This is a genomic window from Cryptosporangium minutisporangium, assembly GCF_039536245.1.
Classification (GTDB): domain Bacteria; phylum Actinomycetota; class Actinomycetes; order Mycobacteriales; family Cryptosporangiaceae; genus Cryptosporangium; species Cryptosporangium minutisporangium.
Window position 1 is genome coordinate 1 of the sequence record NZ_BAAAYN010000022.1, and the last position, 19,935, is coordinate 19,935.

Annotated in this window: 20 protein-coding genes; 8 read left to right on the forward strand and 12 right to left on the reverse strand. The window is 69.9% G+C overall.

The window, feature by feature from the left end; all coding sequences use genetic code 11:
• The coding region (locus tag ABEB28_RS16400; RefSeq protein ID WP_345728968.1) for a helicase HerA domain-containing protein at positions 1 to 1,793 on the reverse strand (1,793 nt) is incomplete at its 3' end.
• Positions 1,794 to 2,073: 280 nt separating this feature from the next.
• On the opposite strand from ABEB28_RS16400, the gene ABEB28_RS16405 reads away from it, so the two are divergent.
• Positions 2,074 to 2,412, forward strand: coding sequence for a hypothetical protein (locus ABEB28_RS16405; protein WP_345728969.1), 339 nt, complete (start codon positions 2,074 to 2,076; stop codon positions 2,410 to 2,412).
• Between the two features lie 95 nt (positions 2,413 to 2,507).
• On the opposite strand, the gene ABEB28_RS16410 is transcribed toward ABEB28_RS16405, so the two are convergent.
• From ABEB28_RS16410 to ABEB28_RS16435, 6 genes are all read right to left on the reverse strand, one after another.
• Positions 2,508 to 4,322: a VirB4 family type IV secretion system protein gene (locus ABEB28_RS16410; RefSeq protein WP_345728970.1), complete on the reverse strand. Its 1,815-nt coding sequence runs from the start codon at positions 4,320 to 4,322 to the stop codon at positions 2,508 to 2,510.
• A complete protein-coding gene (locus tag ABEB28_RS16415) occupies positions 4,319 to 5,254 on the reverse strand; it encodes a PrgI family protein (protein ID WP_345728971.1) in 936 nt (311 codons plus the stop codon). Before ABEB28_RS16415 ends, ABEB28_RS16410 begins: the two co-directional genes overlap by 4 nt.
• Positions 5,251 to 5,574: a hypothetical protein gene (locus ABEB28_RS16420; protein WP_345728972.1), complete on the reverse strand. Its 324-nt coding sequence runs from the start codon at positions 5,572 to 5,574 to the stop codon at positions 5,251 to 5,253. The genes ABEB28_RS16415 and ABEB28_RS16420 overlap by 4 nt, the downstream gene beginning before the upstream one ends.
• Positions 5,571 to 6,740, reverse strand: coding sequence for a conjugal transfer protein TrbL family protein (locus ABEB28_RS16425; RefSeq protein ID WP_345728973.1), 1,170 nt, complete (start codon positions 6,738 to 6,740; stop codon positions 5,571 to 5,573). Before ABEB28_RS16425 ends, ABEB28_RS16420 begins: the two co-directional genes overlap by 4 nt.
• A 4-nt stretch (positions 6,741 to 6,744) precedes the next feature.
• Positions 6,745 to 7,131, reverse strand: coding sequence for a pilin (locus ABEB28_RS16430; RefSeq protein WP_345728974.1), 387 nt, complete (start codon positions 7,129 to 7,131; stop codon positions 6,745 to 6,747).
• Positions 7,132 to 7,259: 128 nt separating this feature from the next.
• Positions 7,260 to 8,258, reverse strand: coding sequence for a hypothetical protein (locus tag ABEB28_RS16435; protein WP_345728975.1), 999 nt, complete (start codon positions 8,256 to 8,258; stop codon positions 7,260 to 7,262).
• Positions 8,259 to 8,895: 637 nt separating this feature from the next.
• Between ABEB28_RS16435 and ABEB28_RS16440 the strand changes: the two genes are divergently transcribed.
• The 4 genes from ABEB28_RS16440 to ABEB28_RS16455 all read left to right on the forward strand — a co-directional run bounded on the left by ABEB28_RS16440 (position 8,896) and on the right by ABEB28_RS16455 (position 12,935).
• Positions 8,896 to 10,509, forward strand: coding sequence for an ATP-dependent nuclease (locus ABEB28_RS16440; protein WP_345728976.1), 1,614 nt, complete (start codon positions 8,896 to 8,898; stop codon positions 10,507 to 10,509).
• The gene (locus ABEB28_RS16445; RefSeq protein ID WP_345728977.1) at positions 10,506 to 12,158 is read left to right on the forward strand and encodes a UvrD-helicase domain-containing protein; all 1,653 of its coding nucleotides are present in this window, start codon (positions 10,506 to 10,508) and stop codon (positions 12,156 to 12,158) included. The genes ABEB28_RS16440 and ABEB28_RS16445 overlap by 4 nt, the downstream gene beginning before the upstream one ends.
• Before the next feature lie 126 nt (positions 12,159 to 12,284).
• Entirely contained in the window at positions 12,285 to 12,464 is a 180-nt protein-coding gene (locus ABEB28_RS16450; RefSeq protein ID WP_345728978.1) for a hypothetical protein, read from the forward strand.
• A 105-nt stretch (positions 12,465 to 12,569) separates the two neighbouring features.
• The gene (locus ABEB28_RS16455) at positions 12,570 to 12,935 is read left to right on the forward strand and encodes a Tn3 family transposase (RefSeq protein ID WP_345728979.1); all 366 of its coding nucleotides are present in this window, start codon (positions 12,570 to 12,572) and stop codon (positions 12,933 to 12,935) included.
• Positions 12,936 to 12,984: 49 nt separating this feature from the next.
• Here the strand turns inward: ABEB28_RS16455 and ABEB28_RS16460 are convergent, their stop codons facing one another.
• The 3 genes from ABEB28_RS16460 to ABEB28_RS16470 all read right to left on the reverse strand — a co-directional run bounded on the left by ABEB28_RS16460 (position 12,985) and on the right by ABEB28_RS16470 (position 16,215).
• A complete protein-coding gene (locus ABEB28_RS16460) occupies positions 12,985 to 13,902 on the reverse strand; it encodes a sterol desaturase family protein (RefSeq protein WP_345728980.1) in 918 nt (305 codons plus the stop codon).
• 61 nt (positions 13,903 to 13,963) lie between these two features.
• A complete protein-coding gene (locus ABEB28_RS16465; protein ID WP_345728981.1) occupies positions 13,964 to 14,680 on the reverse strand; it encodes a helix-turn-helix transcriptional regulator in 717 nt (238 codons plus the stop codon).
• Entirely contained in the window at positions 14,677 to 16,215 is a 1,539-nt protein-coding gene (locus tag ABEB28_RS16470) for a DHA2 family efflux MFS transporter permease subunit (protein WP_345728982.1), read from the reverse strand. Before ABEB28_RS16470 ends, ABEB28_RS16465 begins: the two co-directional genes overlap by 4 nt.
• A 72-nt stretch (positions 16,216 to 16,287) precedes the next feature.
• Here ABEB28_RS16470 and ABEB28_RS16475 point away from each other — a divergent pair, with 72 nt between their 5' ends.
• The 3 genes from ABEB28_RS16475 to ABEB28_RS16485 all read left to right on the forward strand — a co-directional run bounded on the left by ABEB28_RS16475 (position 16,288) and on the right by ABEB28_RS16485 (position 18,085).
• Positions 16,288 to 16,656 carry an ArsR/SmtB family transcription factor gene (locus tag ABEB28_RS16475; RefSeq protein WP_345728983.1) on the forward strand — a complete coding sequence of 123 codons (369 nt, stop codon included), beginning with the start codon at positions 16,288 to 16,290 and terminating at the stop codon, positions 16,654 to 16,656.
• Entirely contained in the window at positions 16,653 to 17,309 is a 657-nt protein-coding gene (locus ABEB28_RS16480; RefSeq protein ID WP_345728984.1) for a cation diffusion facilitator family transporter, read from the forward strand. Before ABEB28_RS16475 ends, ABEB28_RS16480 begins: the two co-directional genes overlap by 4 nt.
• A 611-nt stretch (positions 17,310 to 17,920) precedes the next feature.
• A complete protein-coding gene (locus ABEB28_RS16485; RefSeq protein WP_345728985.1) occupies positions 17,921 to 18,085 on the forward strand; it encodes a hypothetical protein in 165 nt (54 codons plus the stop codon).
• A 351-nt stretch (positions 18,086 to 18,436) separates the two neighbouring features.
• Here ABEB28_RS16485 and ABEB28_RS16490 read toward each other — a convergent pair whose 3' ends face one another.
• Together ABEB28_RS16490 and ABEB28_RS16495 are read right to left on the reverse strand one after the other, a co-directional pair.
• The gene (locus ABEB28_RS16490; protein ID WP_345728986.1) at positions 18,437 to 19,573 is read right to left on the reverse strand and encodes a tyrosine-type recombinase/integrase; all 1,137 of its coding nucleotides are present in this window, start codon (positions 19,571 to 19,573) and stop codon (positions 18,437 to 18,439) included.
• Positions 19,574 to 19,762, reverse strand: a complete 189-nt coding sequence (locus ABEB28_RS16495; protein WP_345729036.1) for an excisionase family DNA-binding protein — start codon at positions 19,760 to 19,762, stop codon at positions 19,574 to 19,576. It abuts the gene before it with no gap.
• Positions 19,763 to 19,935 lie beyond the last annotated feature (173 nt).

Consider the following 19,935-nt stretch of genomic DNA (forward strand, 5'->3'; position numbering starts at 1 on the left):
GACAGCAGCGGCGCGATGACTTGGGACTGCATCGGTAGTGGTGCGTTCTCGTACCAGTCCCAGAAGCTGAGCAGTCCCTCGGAGTCGGTGAGCAGCGTGGTGTAGCGGCGGCGGAAGCCGCGGTCCTGCAGCAGCCGTGGGATGTGTGTCAGGGTCGCGTTGGGTCGCCGGAACAGGGTCAGGCACGCCACCCGGAGGATGTCGTCCATGCGTGGGCCCCAGTGGGAGGCGAAGATCTTGCTGAAGATCGATACGACGTTGTCGACCAGCAGATCGGGGTCTCCGCCGGAGAGCGGGTTGAGGGTGACTCCGGGTGGCTGGTCGGGGTCGAGGAGCACGAGCCGTTTGGCGTAGCGCAGCGGGATACGGTCGAGTAGATCCAGGATGAGGTCGCCTCGCGGGTCGATGACCACGACGCCGCGGCGGGCGTGGATGTCCTCGAGGATCATGTTGAGCAGCAGCGTGCTTTTGCCCGACCCGGTCGAGCCCAGGATGTGCACGTGCTGGCGGGCGTCGACGACGGGTAGCGCCACGGAGTGGCCGCCGACTTCGGCGCGGCCGAGCACTTTGGTGTCCCGGCCTCCGGCCGGTACCGCGATCGGTGCGGGCATCGACCGGGCGCGGGCCCGGTCCAGGCCCGGCACCGCGAGGTCCTGCGGAAGTGCGGCGAGGGTGACGAGCTCGGTGGCCGAGAGCAGGAATCCTCGGCGCAGCACCCGGCCCGCCAGGACCGGCCCGGGACGCCGGACGCGGACGCGGCGCAGGCGATTGCGGCCCGTCCAGGTCCCGAACGCCGAGGCGATGCCGTGCGCGAGGGTGACCAGCCTCGCCCGCAGGTTCTCCGGGTCGACCTGCCGCGGATTGGTGTGGGCGACGCCGTAGCGCATGGCGACCTCCCACTGCCCGTCGGTGAGCTTGTCCACGCCGGCGCGACTATCGCGGTCCCGCTGCGGATCACTGCTCGCGACCGGCATCGCCCGAGAGGTCGGCAGTGTGCGGCGCGCCGGCCCGAGAACCTCGGCTGCCAGGTTCAGCGCGCCACGCAGCCAGGCTGCCGGATCGGCGAGATCGTTCGGTGCTCGTCCGGTCCGAAGCGCCTGCACGCCCGCCCGCAGCCGGTGGACTTGCCGGCGAGTGGCCGGCCGCAGGAGCAATTGCACGCACGCGGACTCGGGGTGACGCAGGCCGGAGGCGGCGGCGATCAGCATGCGCAGCGGATCGGTGTCGTGGTCGGTGGCCAGCGGATACCAGGCCGGGAGCGCCGGAGCGAGCGCACCGCCGACCTCGACTGCGTCCAGCGGCAGCGGCGGGTCGGCGTCGGTGACCGTGCAGGTCGCGCCCGGCCAGGCGCCGACCACGGCGGCGCGCACGGGTCCGATCGGCACCGTCGCCGGGACCCACAAGGCGATCGTGAACTCCCGGCCGGCCCACCGGTACTCCAGCGCGACGTGCGACCGGCCCTCCCGCAGCCGACGACGCGGCGCCACCTGCAGGATCTCGGCCAGATCGGCCCAGAACGCTGAGGTACCGGCGGGATCAACCTCGGGTGGCGGATGGATCGTGAGCAGCTGTGCGTGCCGGGCCATGCGGTGATGCAGGTTGCGCTGTCGCAGCAGGGAGGCGAGGAATGCGGCTGCGGCCAGCGCCGCGGCGAGCGCGGCCAGCCACGGACGGGCCGCGCACCAGTCCGCAGCGGCGGTCAGCGAATCCAGCAGCCATTGCGAGGGACCGGGTAACGGCGGATCGGCCGGCGGAGACGCTGGTGCAGAGGAGAGCAGGGCGAGGGCAAACATGGGTACTCCTTCCGTAAGGCGCGAAGGCCCGCGGACCGCGGCGACGGGCGGTCCGCGGGCCTTCGCGGATCCGGGTTTTCGGAGCTCGGGGAAGCTGGGAGCTCGGGGCGACGGGGCAGATCGGATCCGGGTGATGTGGGCCAGCAATGGCCGGTGCCGGGCCCGGCCGGTGGACCCCGATGGCCGGACGTAGGGACCGAAGGCCAGGGCGCTGCAGGGCTATCGAGGCCCGGCGGTCACGGCCTGGCGTCGGTTGGTGACGCACGGAAGACTGGGTGGCATGGCTGACGGTGGACTTGACCTCACCGCGCCACTGCGTGCGCGACTCGCACGGATGGCACGGTGGAGCGCGACGGGACTGCTGCTCAGTGCCGGCAGCGGCCTGGTGATCTGGGCCGTCATTCGGGCCGGGGAGGAGCCGCCACCGGGCTGGGTGGTGTGGGCAGCCTGGATCGTCTGCGGGGCGTCGGCGATCGTCTCGCTGACAGGACTGGTGCTGACCGCGGTGTTCGGGCTGATCTACCAGCAGCGCCGTCCGCAGCTAGAAGCGCAGATCCGGGACGCGATGTCCGAGATGCAGGAGCGCGTGGAGCGGGGTGTGGCCGGTTCTGACCGGTGATCCGCGTCGGCGTCCGGTGCGGCTGGTCGCCGAGCCGGAGACCCCGGGCATCCGCGTTGTGAGACGGCCGGCGTGTCCTGCGGCCGCCGTGCGCATCATTCGTCGTCGTCGGCGAGTTCGAGGTCGCCGATGCAGAGCCGGTGTTCGCGTGGGGACGCGACGACGTCGAAGGCCACGCGGTGGGTGCCGGAGAGCAGGAGGCCTTCGCCGCGGCGAGCGGCCAGGAGTTGCCGGGCTTCGCCGGTGGTGAGTGCGAAGACGTCGGTGACGACGTCGATGACTTGGGGTGCTTGGCGTAGCAGGATTTGGGTGGCGGCGTTGGCGATGACGATCTGTCCGAGGTCGGAGCCGAGTAGGTCGCCGACGTCCTGGGTGATGACGGCCAACCCGGCTTTGCGCTTGCGGGCGGCTTTGGCCAATTTGGACAGGAAGCGGGCGCCTTCGCCTTCGCGGAGCAGTGTCCAGGCTTCGTCGACGACGACGAGCCGGCGGGGGGTGTGGGAGGGCCGGGTGTTGGGGGTGTCGACGTCGCGCCAGATCGCGTCGAGCGCGAGGAGCATGCCGGCGGCGCGGAGTTCGTCGGGGAGCTGGCGGGTGGACCAGCACACCAGCTGCCCGGCCGGGACGGTGGTGGTGGGGCCGTCGAACATTTCCCGGAACGATCCGGTGACCCACGGCGCGAGACGGGCGGCGAGGGTGGTCGCGGCGTCGGTGCGTTGGGCGGTTAGCGCGTCGGTGACGTCGCGCAGCAGTGGCGCGGGGCGCCGCCAGGTGGCCGGGTCGTTGGTGATCCCGGCGGTGTTGTAGGCGGCGTTGATGGCGCTGTCGAGCGCGGCGCGTTCGGAGGGTGGCGGCTGGTGGCCGAGCAGCACCGCTACGAGGGTGTGGAGGAACAGTCCGCGGTAGGTGCGGGCCTGCGGCCGCCGGTCGGCGGGGGGAATGTCGAGGGGGTTGAGCCGTACTCCGCCGGAGCCGAGGGCGAGGGTGACGCCGTCGACGGCTTCCACGAGGCGGATGTATTCGTTGTCCGGGTCGATGATCGAGACGTGGACGTCGTCGGCGAGCGACCGGAGGATTTTCAGTTTGACCAGGTAGCTTTTGCCGGCGCCGCTGCGCGCGAGGACGACGCTGTTGGCGTTGTGCTGATCCCAGTCATCCCACCAGGCGATGCCGTTGGAGTGGGGGTTGAGGCCGTAGAGCACGCCCCCGGCCGCGGCCGGCTCGCCGGGTAGCGGCGCTGGCAGGTCGGGGCTGGCCAGTGGGAACGCGGCGGCGAGAGCGTCGGTGTCCATGACCCGCCGCATGCCGAGGCCGTCGGTGGCTAGCGGCAGTGAGGTGATCCAGCCCTGCAGTTGGCGCCAGGTGGCCGGTTGGGTGTCCAGCAGCACCGACGCGGCCGTGGCGCGCACGTGAGCCACGGCCTCGTCGAGCTCCTCGAGCGACGGGGCGTGGACGCAGAGGTAGAGGCCGACCTGGAAGAGTTTCGCTTCGCCGCGAGCGACCCGGTCGGCCAGGTCCGCGGCGTCCTCGGCAGCAGCCTCGGCCATCGGATCGGCGAGCCGCCCGGTCTCGGCGTCGGTGCGCCGGGTGGATTCCAGCCGGGCTCGTTGCCGGCGCAGCCGTGCGGCGGCCACCGGCGGTGCGAGGGGTTCGATGTGCTGGACGACGTCGAGGCGACCGGGCCAGGACAGCAGCGGATCCAGCCACGCCGGCCCGACCTCGGCGGGGTAGCCGGTGACGATCAGCGTCGCTGTGTAGCCGTCGGCGACCTTGAGGTAGTGCGGGGCGTTCTCGACGGCGGCCGGGCCGAGCACGGTGGCCAGCCCGGCCTGCCCGACCGACCCCGCCGGTCCCGTCGAACGCGCTGGCGTCGCGTCGCGGTTGGTGCGTAGTCGCAGGCGGAGGCTCATCGGGGTGCTCCTCCGGTGACGGCCTCGCCGGGATGGGCGCGGGGCCACGCGGTGTCGGCGGGGGTGTAGGGGTCCGCGGCGCAGGCCAACACTGCGACGGCGCGCCTGCCCTCCAGGACCGCGGTCTGCGCACCCAACGCGGTTAACGCCGAGGCGGCGTGCTCGGCGCGGCGCAGCACGTCGGTGTCACGGCCGGCGGTGTCGGTGACGGCGACGGTCACGGTGCGCCACAGCGGATCGCGGCGCACGGCGAGTTCATCGAGGAACGCGGCGTAGTCCTCAGCCGCCTCCGCGAGGGCCGGGTTGGTGATCGTCTGCGCGGTCTGCGCGATCCGGTGGGCGTGACCGGACAGGTCGACGCGTTGGGTGGAGACCACGATCTGCACCGGACAGGTGAGGCTGTTGAGCCATCGGCCGTAGGCGCCGAGCAGCGCGGCCTGCTCGCCGCCGGTACGGAGGCCGATGTTGACCGTGGTGCACCCGACCAGGGCCACGGCCTGGGCGCCGGTGTCGATGACGCCGGTGTCGCTGATCGCGTCCGCGGGCAGCCGCAGCGCCGACACGCGCGGCAGCGGCGGACTGGTCTCCGGCGCCCACTCCGGGACGGGCGCGGACCGCCCGGCGGCGGCCGGTGCGAGCCGCTTCGGGCCGCGGTTGTGCTGGATGGCGGCCAGCAGCCAGGCGTCCATCGGCAGTCCGTCGCGACGGCCGAGCGCCAGCACGATCGCCACACCCGCCAACGGAATCAGTAGGGCGAGGAGGACCGGTTGGGGCAGCAGCCCGCCCAGGCCACGGATGAGGCCGTAGCCGAGGGTTGCAGCTACCGCCAGGATCGCCAGCTGCCGCGCGGTGAGCCCGTAGACGATCTTGTCCGGCGTGTCGACATCGGCAGGAATCCGAGCCCGGGGAGCCTCGTCGGGATCGTTCCTCACGGCGCCTCCCGACCAGCGGCGCACGCGGCGTGACGGCGCGCCGCGGCCTTCAGCGCGCGGGTGTAGACGTCGACGCCGGCCGTGATCTGCTCGCGGGTGTAGGAGTAGATCGCCCGGCCGGTGGGCCAGGCGACCGCGACGATGCCGGCCGCGGGCTGACGCCCCGTCGGCCCAGTCGTCGCGACCTCGGAAGCACCAACCGCGGAAGTGGGCGTCGCGGACAGGGGCGGCTCCGATACGGGCGCCGCGAGCCGGGGCGTGCTGCTCTTGGTCGGATCGGTGGCGCGCGGGTGGGTGATGACTGCGATGAGGGTGATCACGGTTGCCTCCTGGGGGTCGTGCCGCCGGTCGTGCGGCGGGTCTTCAACGCGCGGGTGTAGGGGTCGACGCCGCGGGCGAGCTCCTCGCGGGTGTACGGGCGGACCGAGCGGCCGGTGGGGTAGGCGACACCGACCCGGCCGGGGGCGGCGCCGGCAGGCCGGGGCAGCGACCGGGCGGACCCGCTGCGGCCAGAACGCATCGGCCAGGTGTTGATCTGGATCCGGGTCCCGCCGCCACCGGACGGCCGGCCGGTCCCGGGAATGCGACGCAGGGAGCGGGTCAGCTGCTGAACGAGGACGACGCGCGCGATCGTGGCGAGCCCGGACGGTTTGGGTTGGGTCACGTAGCGGCGCATCAGCGCGGGAATCTTGATGACCGCCCACAGCAGGCACACCACGATGAGCAGGTTCATCACCGCGCCGGGCTCCCCGGGCAGCCCCAGCATGGGCAGGTTCGCGGCCGGGTCGAGGAAGATCGTCAGTGTGGTGTGCAGCGCGACCGCCTGCAGGACGACGGTGCCCAGCGCACCGAGCAAGGTCCGCCACCACAGCTTTGCCGCGCCCTCGGTCTGCGGTGTGCCGTGCAGCGCGAGCGCGATCGGCGCGATTCCGACGGCGACGACCAGCACGCCGAGCCGGATGATCCACTGCACGATCAGGACACCGACGAGAACCGCGATCAGCAGGCCGATCAGCACGAGCAGGATCCCGGCGTCGCTGACGGGTTTCCCGGTCCCCAGCGACGCCATCGTCAGGTCGTGCAGCTGCTGCATCGACTTCGGTGAGGTGATGCTCTGGCTGGTCAGCGCGGCGGTCAGCGCATTGGCCAACTGGATCGCCGTCGAGCAGATCGGTTGCGAGAAGTTCGCCGCGATCAGGCCGATGATCAGCCGGGGAACCAGCTCACCGGGACCGACTCGGGACTGCAGGGTGTCGCGCCCCATGATCTGTAGCGCCGTCCACAGGAACGCCAGCACGTAGCAGACATTCACTACATCCAGGCACGTGTCGGCCAGCGCAACGACCTGCGGCATTTCAGTCACGTTGGGGCTGACGAACACCGTGGCTGACAGCAACCCCCACAGCGTGTCCAGCGCGCTCGTGGCGGCCGCAGCCAACGCCACCAGAACGGCGTCGAGGAGGTTGCCGGTGACCCAGTCGCCCACCGGGTCAGCCCCCGATCCAGCCCCGCACGATCCCGAGGAGGACCGGGGCAAGAACGGCGAGGGCGTAGCCGATCAGCGCCGATTTGAATGCGGACTTGGCCTTCTCGACCTCGGTGGGGTCGCCGCCGGCGGCCAGGTACCGCAGGCCCCCGATGGTCAGGAAGAGCGTGGCGACGCCGAGGAGGATGCCGATGATCCAGTTCGTGATGTTGGTGATGATCTGCGGCAGGCTGTAGACGGCGAGGATCTGCGGATCCGCGGCGATCTGCCGTGCGGCGGCGGTCTGGGGCTCGGCGAACGCGGGAGCCGCCCCCAGCGCCATTGCCAGGGAGACGGCGGCCAGCGTCGTGCCGGTGCGTGTGGCGACGCGCAGGATGGTGCGGCGGTTCATGGGTGGACACCTCCCGCCCCGCGGATGCGGGACTTGGTCGGGATGAGGTGCGCCACCGGGAACCTGGACGGGGCCGTGGGAGCGCTGCTCCTTCCAGCCGGAGACGGATCGAGTGCGAACACGGCCACTCAGGCCGGCCGCGCCCCGATCCCCGGGGCGCGACACCGGTCCCCGTTCGGGTCCGATGCCTTGCCCACCAAGGCCGGCGGTTGGGCGGCCAACACGACGCCCGGTTCGGCGACCGAACCCAACGGCGACCCAACCGCGATCGGCTGCGGACCAGCGACGACTGACCGCGCCCGGGACGGTGGCACCTGGAGCCGGTTCGTACGGTCTGGCCGAGGGCTCGTCGCGCCGCGGATGTGGCTCGTGGTGACGCGTGTTGGGGCCGGACGCAGCGGAATGAATGCCAGGTCGCCGTCGCGGATGGCTTCGGCGAGTCGCTGTTCGGCCTTCCGTCGCCAAGTCGAGCCCAGGCTGGCGCTGATGCCGATCCGCGCGCCGGCCTGAGCCAGCGTGGCGCCCTCCAGACGGGTCTCGGCGATCAGGTGGGCTTCGTCGACGTCCAGGACGCCGGCGGCGACCGCGCGCGCTAGCACCAGCTCTGGGTGGTCCCACGGGTAGATCGGTGCGATCGGCCCGGTTGCCTCCACGCGCACCAGTCGGGCGTCGGACTCGGCATCGCGGGCCTTGCGGGCGGCGCGAACACCGGCGTCGATCAACCTGCCGCAGATACGCGGTGGGTCCAGGTCGATGGTCGTGAGATGCGCGACGAAGCCGGTCAGCAGCTCGGCGTCCAGATCATGGGTGTCACCGCGCCAGCCCGCGGCGAGCAGACCGGCGGCACGGCGCAGGCCCGGCATCGCGACGCCGACCGCAGCCACCACCCACGCTGGACCGTCGCGGCGGGCCCGCACCACCAACTCGCGCCACACCATGTCGCGGACGTGCGCGCTGGTCCGCGGCGAGAGCATCAGCGCGCGCAGACGCTCCAACGGAATGATCTTGTCGGGTAAGCCCTCCGTGCCACGGCCGTCGAACCCGACGTGGGTCGGCGGCTGAACGAGCAACAGGAACGCGCGTTCGGCCGCGGCAAGGGGAGAGGAGGGCCAGGAGCGAGCAGACATGACGACCTCGCAAATAGGGACCGGCGCCGCGCTTCGCTGCGGCGTGAGGTCCCTATCCGCGCACACCCACCGAACAGCACCGCCCGCGACCGCCTTCCCTCCAGCGTGTTTGGCCTGCTCAAGCGCGCTGTTCGCCCAACACCCAACGGCCCGGGCCGGTCGGGTGTGCACTGGCTGCGGCACCCAACGGTGCAGGTGCCGATGCTTGTTGGGTGGGGTTGGGTCGATGCGACAAGACGGCCGCCGAACTGCGGGTTCGTGGCCCGCTGCTGGTTCGAGCTGATCGATGTAACGGCGCCGCGCTACCGGATCGAGGAGGCGCTACCTACCTCGGTGATGATCCGAGTTCGATCGACGAGCGATCCGACGAGCGGGGCCCGCTCGATTCCGCAGACGTGACAGGACGGTGGTGGCCAGGTCCGTGAGTAGTGACCGCGTCGTTGGTCGCTTTCGACCAGGGCACGGCCGTTTCGACGACGGCCGACGACTATCGTGATCGGACAGCACAGTCACCGGGGGCGGTGACTTCCTGCCAGCAGTGGTTGATCCTCCGTTCGGATCAGCGCCTGCAGCGATCGTCGGGGCAGGGGGGCCTGGATGCGCGAGCAGGAGGTATGCAGACGTGCGGATAGCTCGGGTGGCATGGACGAACTATCGGCGGATCCCCGATGCCGAGTTGATGGTCCGCGACCGGCTGATGCTGGTTGGTCCGAACGACTCGGGGAAGTCGAGTGTGTTGCAGGCGTTGCACTTGTGCCTGGGGGCTGCCCGCAGCGAACTGTCGTCTGCTATCACCGTCCGGGACTTCACCGATATGACCCAACCTTTGCGCCTATCTGTGACTCTGACCGACCTCACTACTGACGAGGCCGCAGCATTTCCGGATGAGGTTGACGCCACTGGCGCCGAGGACACGGTGACCATCGCCGTGGAGGCGATGTTGGATGCCGCCAGCGGCGAGGACGGCTTCACAAATGACGTGGCCGAGTCCCTGACGGTACGGCGGTTCTTCGTGGACGCCGGCCACTCGCGAGGGCCCTCTCGTGCTCAGTTGGAGGCGATCTCCTGGTTCTTCCTGCCAGCCAGCCGGTCCCTCACTCGGGAACTCGGCGGGCAGAGTGGCATGCTGCGTGCGCTGCTGAACTCCTTGGACCTCATCGATGAGGCCGCCCAGATCGAGGCTGCGACAGCGGCCCTGAAGCAGGCAGTGGACCAGGCGACGACGGTAAAAAGCCTTAGAGAGGCACTAGCCTCCGCGTTGGACAATGCGCTTCCGCGACACGTTCAGCCGGATGACGTCCAGATATCGACCCCCATGGACCTAGGGGAGTCGGCTCTGTCGGCGATGTCCGTCACGATAGTGGACGGTGACCATCTCGCCGGGCTCGCGGCCCAGAGTGATGGACTGAAGGCCTTGTCCTTGCTGGCCGTACTTTCGGTGGCCCAGAGCGGCACGAAAATCGTGTGCGTGGACGAGCCGGAGAACCACCTGCACGTCACCGCTCAACGGGCGGTCATCCGCGCGTTTCAATCCTCGCCGTCGCAGACCATCATGGCGTCGCATTCGGCGGCCATGATCTGCCGCCTGCATCCGTGCGACGTCGTCGCGTTCGGCCCGGACCGCGTGCCACGACAGCTCGCCGCTAACTCGACTTTCGCCAGTGCGACAACCGCAGCGAAGTACTGGACCCCTGCGCTGGTCGAAGCCCTCACCGCGCACAAGATCTTCTTCGTGGAGGGCCAAAGCGACGTGATCGTGGTGGAAACCGTCGCTGACCTTATGGGGCTACGGCTGGACCGCGCTGGCGTCGCCATTGTTGGGCTGGATGGCGGAAGCTCTTTCCCGTCGGCCTACCGCCTACTGAGCACTCCCGGCTTCGGAGTGCCCGCCAGTGGGATGGTCGACGAGGACAAGCGCACTACGTGGGCCGACGGTCTGGGAGTCGACCCGGGCGCCCTCGAGGCGCAGGGCTACCTGGTGTGTCAGCCCGATCTCGAGGCCATGTACATCGATGCGTTGGGAGTGCCGCGGGTGCTGGAGCTGCTGCGGGCCAGCCCAGACGTGAAGGAGCGCAGCATCCTGCAGATGTCTGCTGCTGCCAGCTTGGATGAGGTGACGGCCGACGGGCTGGCGAAGTTCTGCCGCAAGTACAAGGTCCCCGCCGCGGTCGCGCTGTCGCAGGGGATGACAAGAGTCGACGCCGAGTCGATGCCGCTCCTCGTCAGTCACCTGAAGGCAATGCTGGGATGACCCAGCTGAACATAGAGAAGCCCATTGACCTGCTACGGCGTCTCCCGATCGACCGGGAGGTGCTGCTGATCGCCCCGGCAGGATGCGGGAAGACACAAGCGTTGGCGACCCGCGCCGCCGCGCTGATTCAGCAGGGTTCCGTGCGCTCACCGCGCAGACTGCTCGCCTTGACCTACTCGAACAAGGCACGGGACAACCTTCGGGTCCGGTTGCGCAGCGAGCTACCAGCCAGCGCCCAGCAACTGGTCCAGGTCAGCACATTGCACGGGTTCGCCGGCCGAGTGACCGCCGCGCACGGACGATGCCTCGGCCTGGACATGACTCGGACTCTGCCCGAGCAAGGTGCCCTGCGCCGGCTGCGCAGAGACGCTGGAATTTCCTACCAAAACAGCGACTACGTCGACGGCATCCTGACCCGCCACAAGCGGAACGCCGGGATCGACGATCAAGCTCTGCTGGACGCCCTGGCCGACAGTGGCTGCCGGGAGGCGGTCGCGTACGAGCAGGCGCTGCGGGCCGAAGGCCGGGTCGACTTCGATGACATGCTCAGGTACGGCGCCCGGCTGTTGAAGCTTGAGCGGGTCGCACGGCTGTACCGCCAGCATTTCGCCGGCGCATTGGTAGACGAGGTCCAGGACCTGAGCCTGCTGCAGCTAGAGATGATCGAATCGATCGGCGAACGCCGAGTCACCTACGCTGGCGACCCTGAACAGGGCATCTATGCCTTCGCAGGCGCCGAGCCGGCTTCAATCTTCCGGCGTTTGCGCGAGCGCGAGCCCGAGCTGGTGCCGTTGACCGTCTCGTACCGATCCAGCCCCGCCGTGCTGCGAGCGGTGAACGCGTTGGCAAGCGGGACCGGTGCCCCCGTGCTGACTTGCCACGATTCGACCAAGTGGGCGGAGGACTGCGCGTTCGCGAGTCTGGTCTCGACCAACGAAGACGCTGAGGCCCGCCACCTGCTGAGATTCATCCGGGACTATATGCACGGCTATCCCGAACGGTCGATCGGCATCCTCACCCGAGGTAACCGCAGGCTCTCGTACCTCCTACCCGTTCTAACCCACGCCGGACTGACCTTCCAAGACTGGAGCGTGCCCACACACGTTCCGTCGGTCATGGCATTGCTGCGCCGACACGCAGCCGCAGCCTGCGCCGATCCGGGCAGCCCGACGACCCACGGCGAGCGTTTGGTCGAGCTGTGCACGGCAGACGCGGCGCTGGGTGATGTCACTACACATGACGAGGTGCGCTCCGCGGTAGACATCCTCTTGGATCAGGTCACGCCAGGCGTGCCTCTCTCACAGGTAGTCGCGCGAATGCCCACCCCGCAACAACCAGATCGCCCAGTCGCGCCGGGTCTGCACGTTCTAACCGGTCATGCCGGAAAAGGCCAGGAATTCGACCTAGTCATCATCGTCGGCCTAGAGGACGGGAAGATCCCCGACTTTCGGGCCACGACCTCGGTAGCGATCGCAGAGGAACGACGCGTCCTGCATGTGATGCTGTCACGAGCCAAACACTCATTGCTTATAACACGAATCGAGAATGAGACACGGACTCCGAGGTGGGTGGCGCCCGCAAAGCGCTCACCCTGGTGGGACCTGCTCGCCGAGGTCGCAACAGAGATTGGCGCCCGACCGGCGCGGTAGGCGCTGTCCGGCCGAGTAAGCGGTCACTATGCTCGCCATGCGCCTCCGGGTGCCGGTAGAGGCGCTGTCATCCCAGGCAACGGCGAGGTGTTGGACCGCGAGCCGGGACGGCCAATATCACCGCCCGTGAAGCGACAGGTCGAACCCGATGAGCTGGTTGAGCACTGGACGCTGTTGGACGACGAGCAGGAGCGGGTTGTCGACGGGTCGCGAGGAAGCGCGGCACGACGAGGCTCGGAGCTGATCGCGCAGCAGTACGACCAGATGATCCGCTACGCCACCGCGATCCGCATCGGCCTCCACTGAGGCGATCCTGCGCCGGATCGCCAAGACCAACGCGATGCACCCCCACCTACCAGGCCATGATCGAGGTCAGCCGCGCGCAGAAGCCTCTGTTCGTGGCCCGCTACCTTGCCGGATCGGGACCTGCAGTGGGAGATCAACTCCGGTCTGAACGTCGTGGAGTCCTGGAACCGGGCAACGAGATCCTGTTTCTTCGGCAAGGGTGGGGACATCACCACCAACCGCCGCGACGAGCAGGAACTCTCTGTCCTGTGCTGCGGGTCCTGCAGTGCGCCCTGGTCTACGTCAACACCCTCATGCTTCAGGACGGGCTTGGCCGACGAGGGCTGGGACCAGGCGCTCACGCCGGAGGACCGGCGCGGGCTGACCCCGCTGTTCTGGACCCACCTCGCCCCGTATGGCGAGGTCAAGCTCGACATGAGCAGCCGGCTCGCCCTCGGCCGGACACCGCGGGGACCGTCGGCCGGCGCGTAGCCGCGGCGAGGTTCGGCACGGAGCCCTCGCCGCGTCGTGCTGCGAGGTCCTACCTGGCGCGTTCTGCTTCTACCTCTACCGGGGCCGTGGTGGGGGCGGTGGTGCTGCAGTTGCCGGAGGACCGGAAGGGTTCGGTGAGTTGGGCCAGGTATCGGGTCGGGTAGTGGGGTTTGGCGGCCATGCCGAGGTCGTCGCTGGTGAAGCCCCGGGTCGGGTCGTAGGTGTAGGTGCCCAGCAGCCGGTCCCAGACCAAGGTGTAGAGGCCGAAGTTGACGTCGCCGATGCCGGCCCATTTGAGGTGGTGGAACCGGTGGCCCTCGTTGAGGGCGAGGACGCGGCCGAGGGGGCCGACGCGGTAGTCGGCGTTGGAGTGCTGCAGCAGCAGTTGGACGGCGACGGTGAGGGCGAGCGCGGCGGCAACGGTGACGGGTAGGCCGAGCAGCAGGAGGGGCAGGACACCGGCGGTCATCTCCACGGTTTGGTGGAGGGGGTGTTTCATCAGGCCGTTGAGCCCGTACATGCGGGTGACCGAGTGGTGCACGGCGTGGAATCGCCACAGCGCGCCGATCTTGTGGCTGGCGTAGTGGACCAGGGTGATGCCGGCGTCTGCCACAAGGACCGCGAGGAGGACCTCGGCGAGGAACGGCCAGTGGTGCGGCCAGACGCCGTGCCCGGGGGTGAGGGCGGCGAGGGTGGGGATGGCGGCGACGCTGGCGAGGATGAGGGTCTCGTTGACGGCGCTGTGGGTGGCGTCGCGACCGGCGTCGCCGGTGCTGGCGTTCCACTCGGGCCGGTAGGGCAGGACCGCTTCGGCCGTGTAGGACAGAGCTATCGCCGCGCCGAGCAGGGCCAGCAGCCACAGTTTCGGGGCGTCGGCGGCGGCCAGGGCGATGCCGGCGCCGTTGACGCCGATCAGCAGCAGAGGCGCGTATCCGTAGCGGACCGCGGCAGTGAGGATCGTGGACACGCCTTCGAGGGTGGCGCCCAAGGCGGTCAGGGCCTTGCACGGATCCGCTGCGACCGGGGTTTCAGGCTCGCCAGCCTGCGGCGCGCAGCGCCTCGGTGGGGGTGAGGCCGAACATGGCGCGGCAGGTGCGGGTCAGGTGGGCGCTGTCGGTGAACCCCGCGGCATGCGCGGCCTGGGTAAGGGTGGCGCCGGCGCGGACCTGGTCCAGGGCGTTGCGCAGCCGGGTCCACCGCCGCCAGGCCGGGTAGGGCAGGCGTAGCTGGTCGTGGAACAGGTGCCCCAGACGGCTGGCCGAGAGTCCGACGAGGCCGGCCAGGACGGTCAGGTCGGGCGGGCCGTCGGTCCGGCGGGTACTCAGGTCCACCGCCCGGCGCAGCCCGGGGTGCAGAGGCGCGGGGTCGGCCGCCGGCACGATGGCCTCGACATGGGTCCAGGTCGAGGCGTGCTCGGGCGGGCCGAGGGCGGCCAGGTGGTGGGAAGCGGCGCGCGCGCCGGTGCTGGCCGGGTCGAGGTAGGCGATCAGGCCCTTGGCGTCCGGCTCGGCGGTGAGGGCGTGCCGGACGCCGGTGGGAATGATCGCGGTGTGGGCGCGGCGGGTGTCGCCGTGTTCGTCGCTGAGGTGCACCGCGCCGGTGGTCACGTGCAGGATCTGCAGGCAGGCGTGGGCGTGAGCGGCGGCGGTACCGATCCGGCCGGTGAAGGCCAGCAGCCCTGGCTCGACGACCAGGGCCCCCGACCAGCCCGCAGCGGCTGCGTCGGCTGGCGACGACTGGCTCACGCCACCGCCTCCGGATGCGCCCCCGGCTGGGTCACCTGGCCGGTCGGCGTCGGACGGCCGGGCAGGAACACCGCGGTCAGGACCGCGCCGAGCAACGCGACGACGGCGGCCGCGCCCAGCGCGAGGGCCATGCCGTGCACGAACGCGTCCGAGGCGTTCGCGGCCAGGGCGGTGTTGCCAGTGCGGGCGGCGAGGGCGCGCGCGGCGGCGACCGACTCGTCGGCGGCGTGTGCGGCGGGTGAGGGCAGGCCGGTGGTGTCCAGGCGGGAGCTGTAGCCGGCGGCGAGCAGGCTGCCCAGCAGCGCGACTCCGAACGCGCCGGCGACCTGCCGCAGCGCCATCGTCAGCGCCGTGCCCGACCCGGCCCGTTCCGGTGGAAGCACGCCGAGGACGGCGTCCATCGCCGGGGTCAGGCTCATGCCTGCCCCGAATCCGGTGAGGGTCAGCCAGGCAGCCACGAATCCATAGCCGGTCCCGACGTCGGTGGTGGCTCCGGCGGCCAGCCCTGCCGCGGCCAGCAGCAGTCCTGCTGCGACGGGCGTCCGGTAGCCGGCCCGGGCGGCCAGGGACTGCGCGATTGGCGCGCCGAGCACGATCCCGCCGATCAAAGGCAGCAGCCGCAGCCCGGTGCCGAACGCGTCGGCGCCCTCCACCAGCTGCAGATACTGCGGCAGCGTGAACAGCAGCCCGAACAATGCGAAGCTGGCCAGCGTCGCTCCAACGGTGCCCCACGCGAACTGAGCATCGGCGAACAGCCGCAGATCGATCATCGGCGCCGCGGCGCGCAGCTCCCAGACCACGAACCCGGCCAGCAGCCCGATCCCGGCCGCGGACATCCCCAGGACCAGCGGATCAGTCCAACCGCGGCCGGGTGCCTCGACGATGCCGTAAACGAGGCCGACCAGCCCGGCGGTGGACAGGACCGCGCCGGGCAGGTCGGCGCGCGGGGGCCGGGGATCCTTCGATTCGGGCATCAACACCGCGATCAGCGCTCCGGCCGCCGCGGCGATCGGCACGTTGATCAGGAAGATCGAGCCCCACCAGTAGTGCTGCAGCAGCCAGCCACCCACGATCGGCCCCAGCGGAAGCCCGGCACCGATCGCGACCACCACCACCGACAGCGCCTTGCCGCGTTCCCGCTCGTCGAACAGGACCGCCAGCACCGCCAGCACGATCGGCATGATGATCGCCGCGCCCGCGCCCATCACCGCCCGCAGCGCCACCAGCACCGCCACCGACTCCGCCCACGTCGCGGCCAGACACGCCCCGCCGAACACGACGAGCCCGGCCAGCAGCAGCCGCCGGCGGCCGTAGCGGTCACCCAGCGCCCCGGCCGGGAGCATCAACCCCGCGAACACCAGCACGTAGGCGTTGACCACCCACTGCAGCCCGCCGGTGCCCACCGCCAGGTCCCCGGCGATCGTCGGCAACGCCACGTTCAGGATCGTCAAGTCCAGACCCAGCACCAGCACACACAGCACCAGCGCCCCGAGCACCCACCACCGGCGATCACCGGCCCGCTCCGCCACCGCCACCACATCCGATCGTCGCCGAGCGATGTAACCTACAGTTGACGATGAATCCGGCCTAGACGTTATCATCGCTCTGTGGCGATTAAAAGTGATGTGGCGGCCGCGCGATCGGCCGATGACCTGGCGCCCGCGGCGGCGTTGTTCCGCGGGCTGGGCGACCCGACCCGGCTGGCGATCCTGCGGCGCCTGGCCGACGGGGAACTGCGGGTGGTGGACCTGACCGGCATGCTCGGCCTGGCGCAGTCGACGGTCTCGGCGCACATAGCCTGTCTGCGCGACTGCGGCCTGGTCACCGGCCGCCCCGAAGGCCGGCAGATGTTCTACGCCCTCGCCCGGCCCGAACTGCTCGACCTGCTGCGCGCCGCCGAACAGCTGCTCGCCGCGACCGGCGAAGCCGTCGCGCTGTGCCCCACCTACGGCTGCGCCACCGAGGAGGACCGATGAGTACGGCACCGGCCGCCCTCAGCGCGGCGGAGACTGAGCGGCTGACCCGCCGCGGGCTGCGACTGGCGCAGTTCACCGTGGTCTACAACGTGATCGAGGGAGCGGTCGCGATCACCGTCGGGCTGCTCGCCGGCCTGGTGTCGCTGGTCGGATTCGGCCTGGACTCCGGCATCGAATCCGCCGCCTCGGTGCTAGTCGGGCTGCGCCTGGCGGCCCGGCTACGCCACGGCGAAGCCGACGAAGCCAAAGAACGCCGCACCCTCAAGGCCGTCGCGGTCACCTTCTTCGTGCTGGCCGCCTACGTCATCATCGAGGGCGTCCGGAGCCTGGTGGGCGGCGAGGAACCCGAGACCTCGCTCGTCGGGATCGTGCTGCTGATCGCCTCCGTGGTGGTCATGCCGCTGCTGGCCCGGGCCAAGCGCCGCGTCGGGACACAACTGGGCGGGGACCAGCTGATCCTGGCCGACGCCGCCGAGACCAAGATCTGCGTCCTGCTCAGCATCTCCACCCTCCTCGGACTCGGCCTCTACGCCGTGACCGGCGCCGCCTGGCTCGACCCCGTCGCGGGCTTCATCATCGCCGCGTTCGCCGTCTGGGAAGGCAAGGAAGCCTGGGAGGGCGAACTCGTCGAAGACGATGACGACGACGACTGAGTCCTGAACTGACCCGCAGTAGCCCGACGCCAATCTGGTCGGCGCCATTCGGGACGCGGTTCCGATATATCGGGAGCCTGGTCGGTGGCGGCAGTAACCAGGGAGCGGCTCGACGCGGCGCTGGTCGACTACGAGCGGGCGCCGGCAGCCAACGCCGACATCTACGATCACCTCGGCGTGGGCCACACCGTCGCCCGCTGGGAAGGCCTGCCGGCCGCGGCGCCCCGCGCGCTGGACGAGGCCGACCAGCGTCGGTTTCTCCGCCAGGCCGAGAAGCTGGACTCCGCCCGGGACAAGGCGATCGCCTACTGCTCTTCTACACCGGCGTCCGGACGGCCGAACTGGTCGGCCTCGACCTGGACGACGTGCCGATTAGCGCCCGCAAGGGGAAGCGCTCGTCCGATCGGGGGAAGGGTAACCGGTACCGCGAGGTGCCGCTGCACGCCGAACCCCGACCGCCCATCAAGGCATGGATGGTCGAGTGAGCCGGCTGGCCCGGCGCCGACGAGACGAACGCGCTGTTCCTCAACCGCTAGGGCGCCCGGCTCTCCCGGCCGCAGCGTCGACGAGCTGATCGGTAAGAGCGCCGGCCTGGAGGGCCTCACCCGCACGTGCTGCGGCACACCTTCGGCACCCGGCTGCTCCGACAGGTTGCCGACGTCGTCCTGGTCGCCGAGCCGATGGGCCATTCCCTGCTCGACACTACTCGGCGTGACACGCTGCCCACCGCCATCGACCGGGAAGCCGCCATCGACCTCCTCATCGTCGACCGCTGACACGGTCCGCCGTTGCCTGTGGTGACAGTGCTCTTGCCGGCGCCCCGCCTTAGCGGCGGATCTTCCATGCCGGTTGGCGCGGGTCCTGCTGGGCGGAGGTCACTGAGGACAGATGGTGATGTTCGTCTGGGGCTGATTCGGCTGGTGTTCACGTGGTGCGGCGCTCCTTCGTGACGGGAAGCCGCAGGTCAGGGCCGGTGACGGTGGGGCTAGGGGTGTTCTTATGCCGGGACCTCAGCTCCACCCCAAGAAGTAGAACAGACGCCGTGCAGGTCAGGCTAGAGATAGCCCACCCGCACGGCGTCTGTCGTTTCCGGGGCGATTAGGGGCGCGTGCCCAACGCGTGCCCGATCAGGCTCCGGTGCGCTCCCTCGCGGCGTTCAGCATCGCGTCGAGTGACGCTGCGATGGCGTGATCCCGGTCGCTGGTCGCGTGCTGGTAGATCAGGGCCGCCCGCGGGCTCGCGTGGCCGATCCTGGCCATCAGCTCTTTGAGCGTGGCGCCGCTCTGCGCAGACCAGGTGCTCCCGGTGTGCCGGAGGTCGTGCAGCCGTAGCCTGAGTTCGCCGGGGATCTTCGCGTCCTTGAGCGCCTTGTGCCAGACGCGGTTGAAGTTCCGCCGTCGAGGGATGCCGCCCTGGGAACCGACGAACAGGCGGCCGGCCGGACCAGGTTGGGCGAACGTCGACAGGTGCAGCTCGACGTCGGCTTTGAGCGCGGTCGGTAGTGCGATCTTGCGCTTTCCGGCCTCGGATTTCGGGTCTTCGTCGATCTGGGTTCCGTCCTCCAATTCGATGGTCTGGGTTCTGATTTTCAGCTCCATTTTTGTGAGGTCGACGTTCCGGCGCCGTAGGCCGACCAATTCACCGAAGCGGAGCTGAGTGAACGTAGCCAGCAGAACGAGGAGCCGGTATCGGGGCTGAATTGCAGCGGCGATTGCCATTACCTGGGTGAGGGTTGCCGTCGGGCGCTCGGCTGCCTTGTCCTGGCCGGCGCCCTTGATGCGGCAGGGATTGCGGCGGATGATCTCGTCTTCGTCCAGCGCCGTGGCGAAGATCGCGTGAGCGATCCGGTACGCCTTGGCGATCGTCGGAGCACCGACGCCGTTGGCGGTGAGGTCGGCTCGCCATGTCCGGATGTCCGACGGGCGGATGTCTCCGACGAACTTCTCGCCGAGGTAAGGGAGGACGTGCAGCCGGATCACGCGGGCGTGCTCCTGCCGAGTACGGGGCTTCACCTCGCGTTCGGTGATCCAGCGGTCGGCGTAGTCGGTGAGGTAGATCTTTCCGGCATCGGGGTCAGTCCAGGCGTCGTGAAGGATCGCGGCGTTCTGCTGGGTGAGCCAGTCACGGGCGGCCGTCTTGGTCTCGAAGGTGTGCGGAGCGGTGCGCCGAATACCGTCCGGGCCGGTGTAGCGGGCCTGCCACCGTCCCGATTTGAGCTTTCGCGCACTGCCGAACGATGCCTTGGTGTTTTTGCGTGGCGCCATTTATGCGACGCTCCTTACTCGCCGGGATCGCCGGACGGGTTCAACGGTGCATGACTCGATGTAGGCCGTCAGTACCGATTCGGCGATGCGGACGTGTCGTCCGAAGCGTTGGAATTCGATGCGTCGTTCCTCGATCAGTCGGCGGGGGAATCGCTCGGTGGTGCCAAGAATCTCGGCGACCTGGGGAATGGAGAGGTAACGCTCTTTGGTGCTGCGGGCTCCTCGCTTCGTTGCGCCCGCTGGGAGCGCCGTAGGTAGCCGGGTCCGCTGATCGGTGCTCGTTTGGTGACTGCGGTTCGGCCGGACGTCGCGGCCGTCTGCGAGCCCGTTGTGTGGCCCGTGGACGGTCTGGAGCGCGGGGG

What these genes read in the sequence shown, in the direction of transcription:
- ABEB28_RS16405 (WP_345728969.1), top strand. Translation starts at nt 2,074, where the DNA reads ATGGCTGACGGTGGACTTGACCTCACCGCGCCACTGCGTGCGCGACTC.
- ABEB28_RS16410 (WP_345728970.1), bottom strand. Translation starts at nt 4,322, where the DNA reads ATGAGCCTCCGCCTGCGACTACGCACCAACCGCGACGCGACGCCAGCG.
- ABEB28_RS16430 (WP_345728974.1), bottom strand. Translation starts at nt 7,131, where the DNA reads ATGAACCGCCGCACCATCCTGCGCGTCGCCACACGCACCGGCACGACG.
- ABEB28_RS16435 (WP_345728975.1), bottom strand. Translation starts at nt 8,258, where the DNA reads ATGTCTGCTCGCTCCTGGCCCTCCTCTCCCCTTGCCGCGGCCGAACGC.
- ABEB28_RS16445 (WP_345728977.1), top strand. Translation starts at nt 10,506, where the DNA reads ATGACCCAGCTGAACATAGAGAAGCCCATTGACCTGCTACGGCGTCTC.
- ABEB28_RS16480 (WP_345728984.1), top strand. Translation starts at nt 16,653, where the DNA reads ATGAGTACGGCACCGGCCGCCCTCAGCGCGGCGGAGACTGAGCGGCTG.
- ABEB28_RS16490 (WP_345728986.1), bottom strand. Translation starts at nt 19,573, where the DNA reads ATGGCGCCACGCAAAAACACCAAGGCATCGTTCGGCAGTGCGCGAAAG.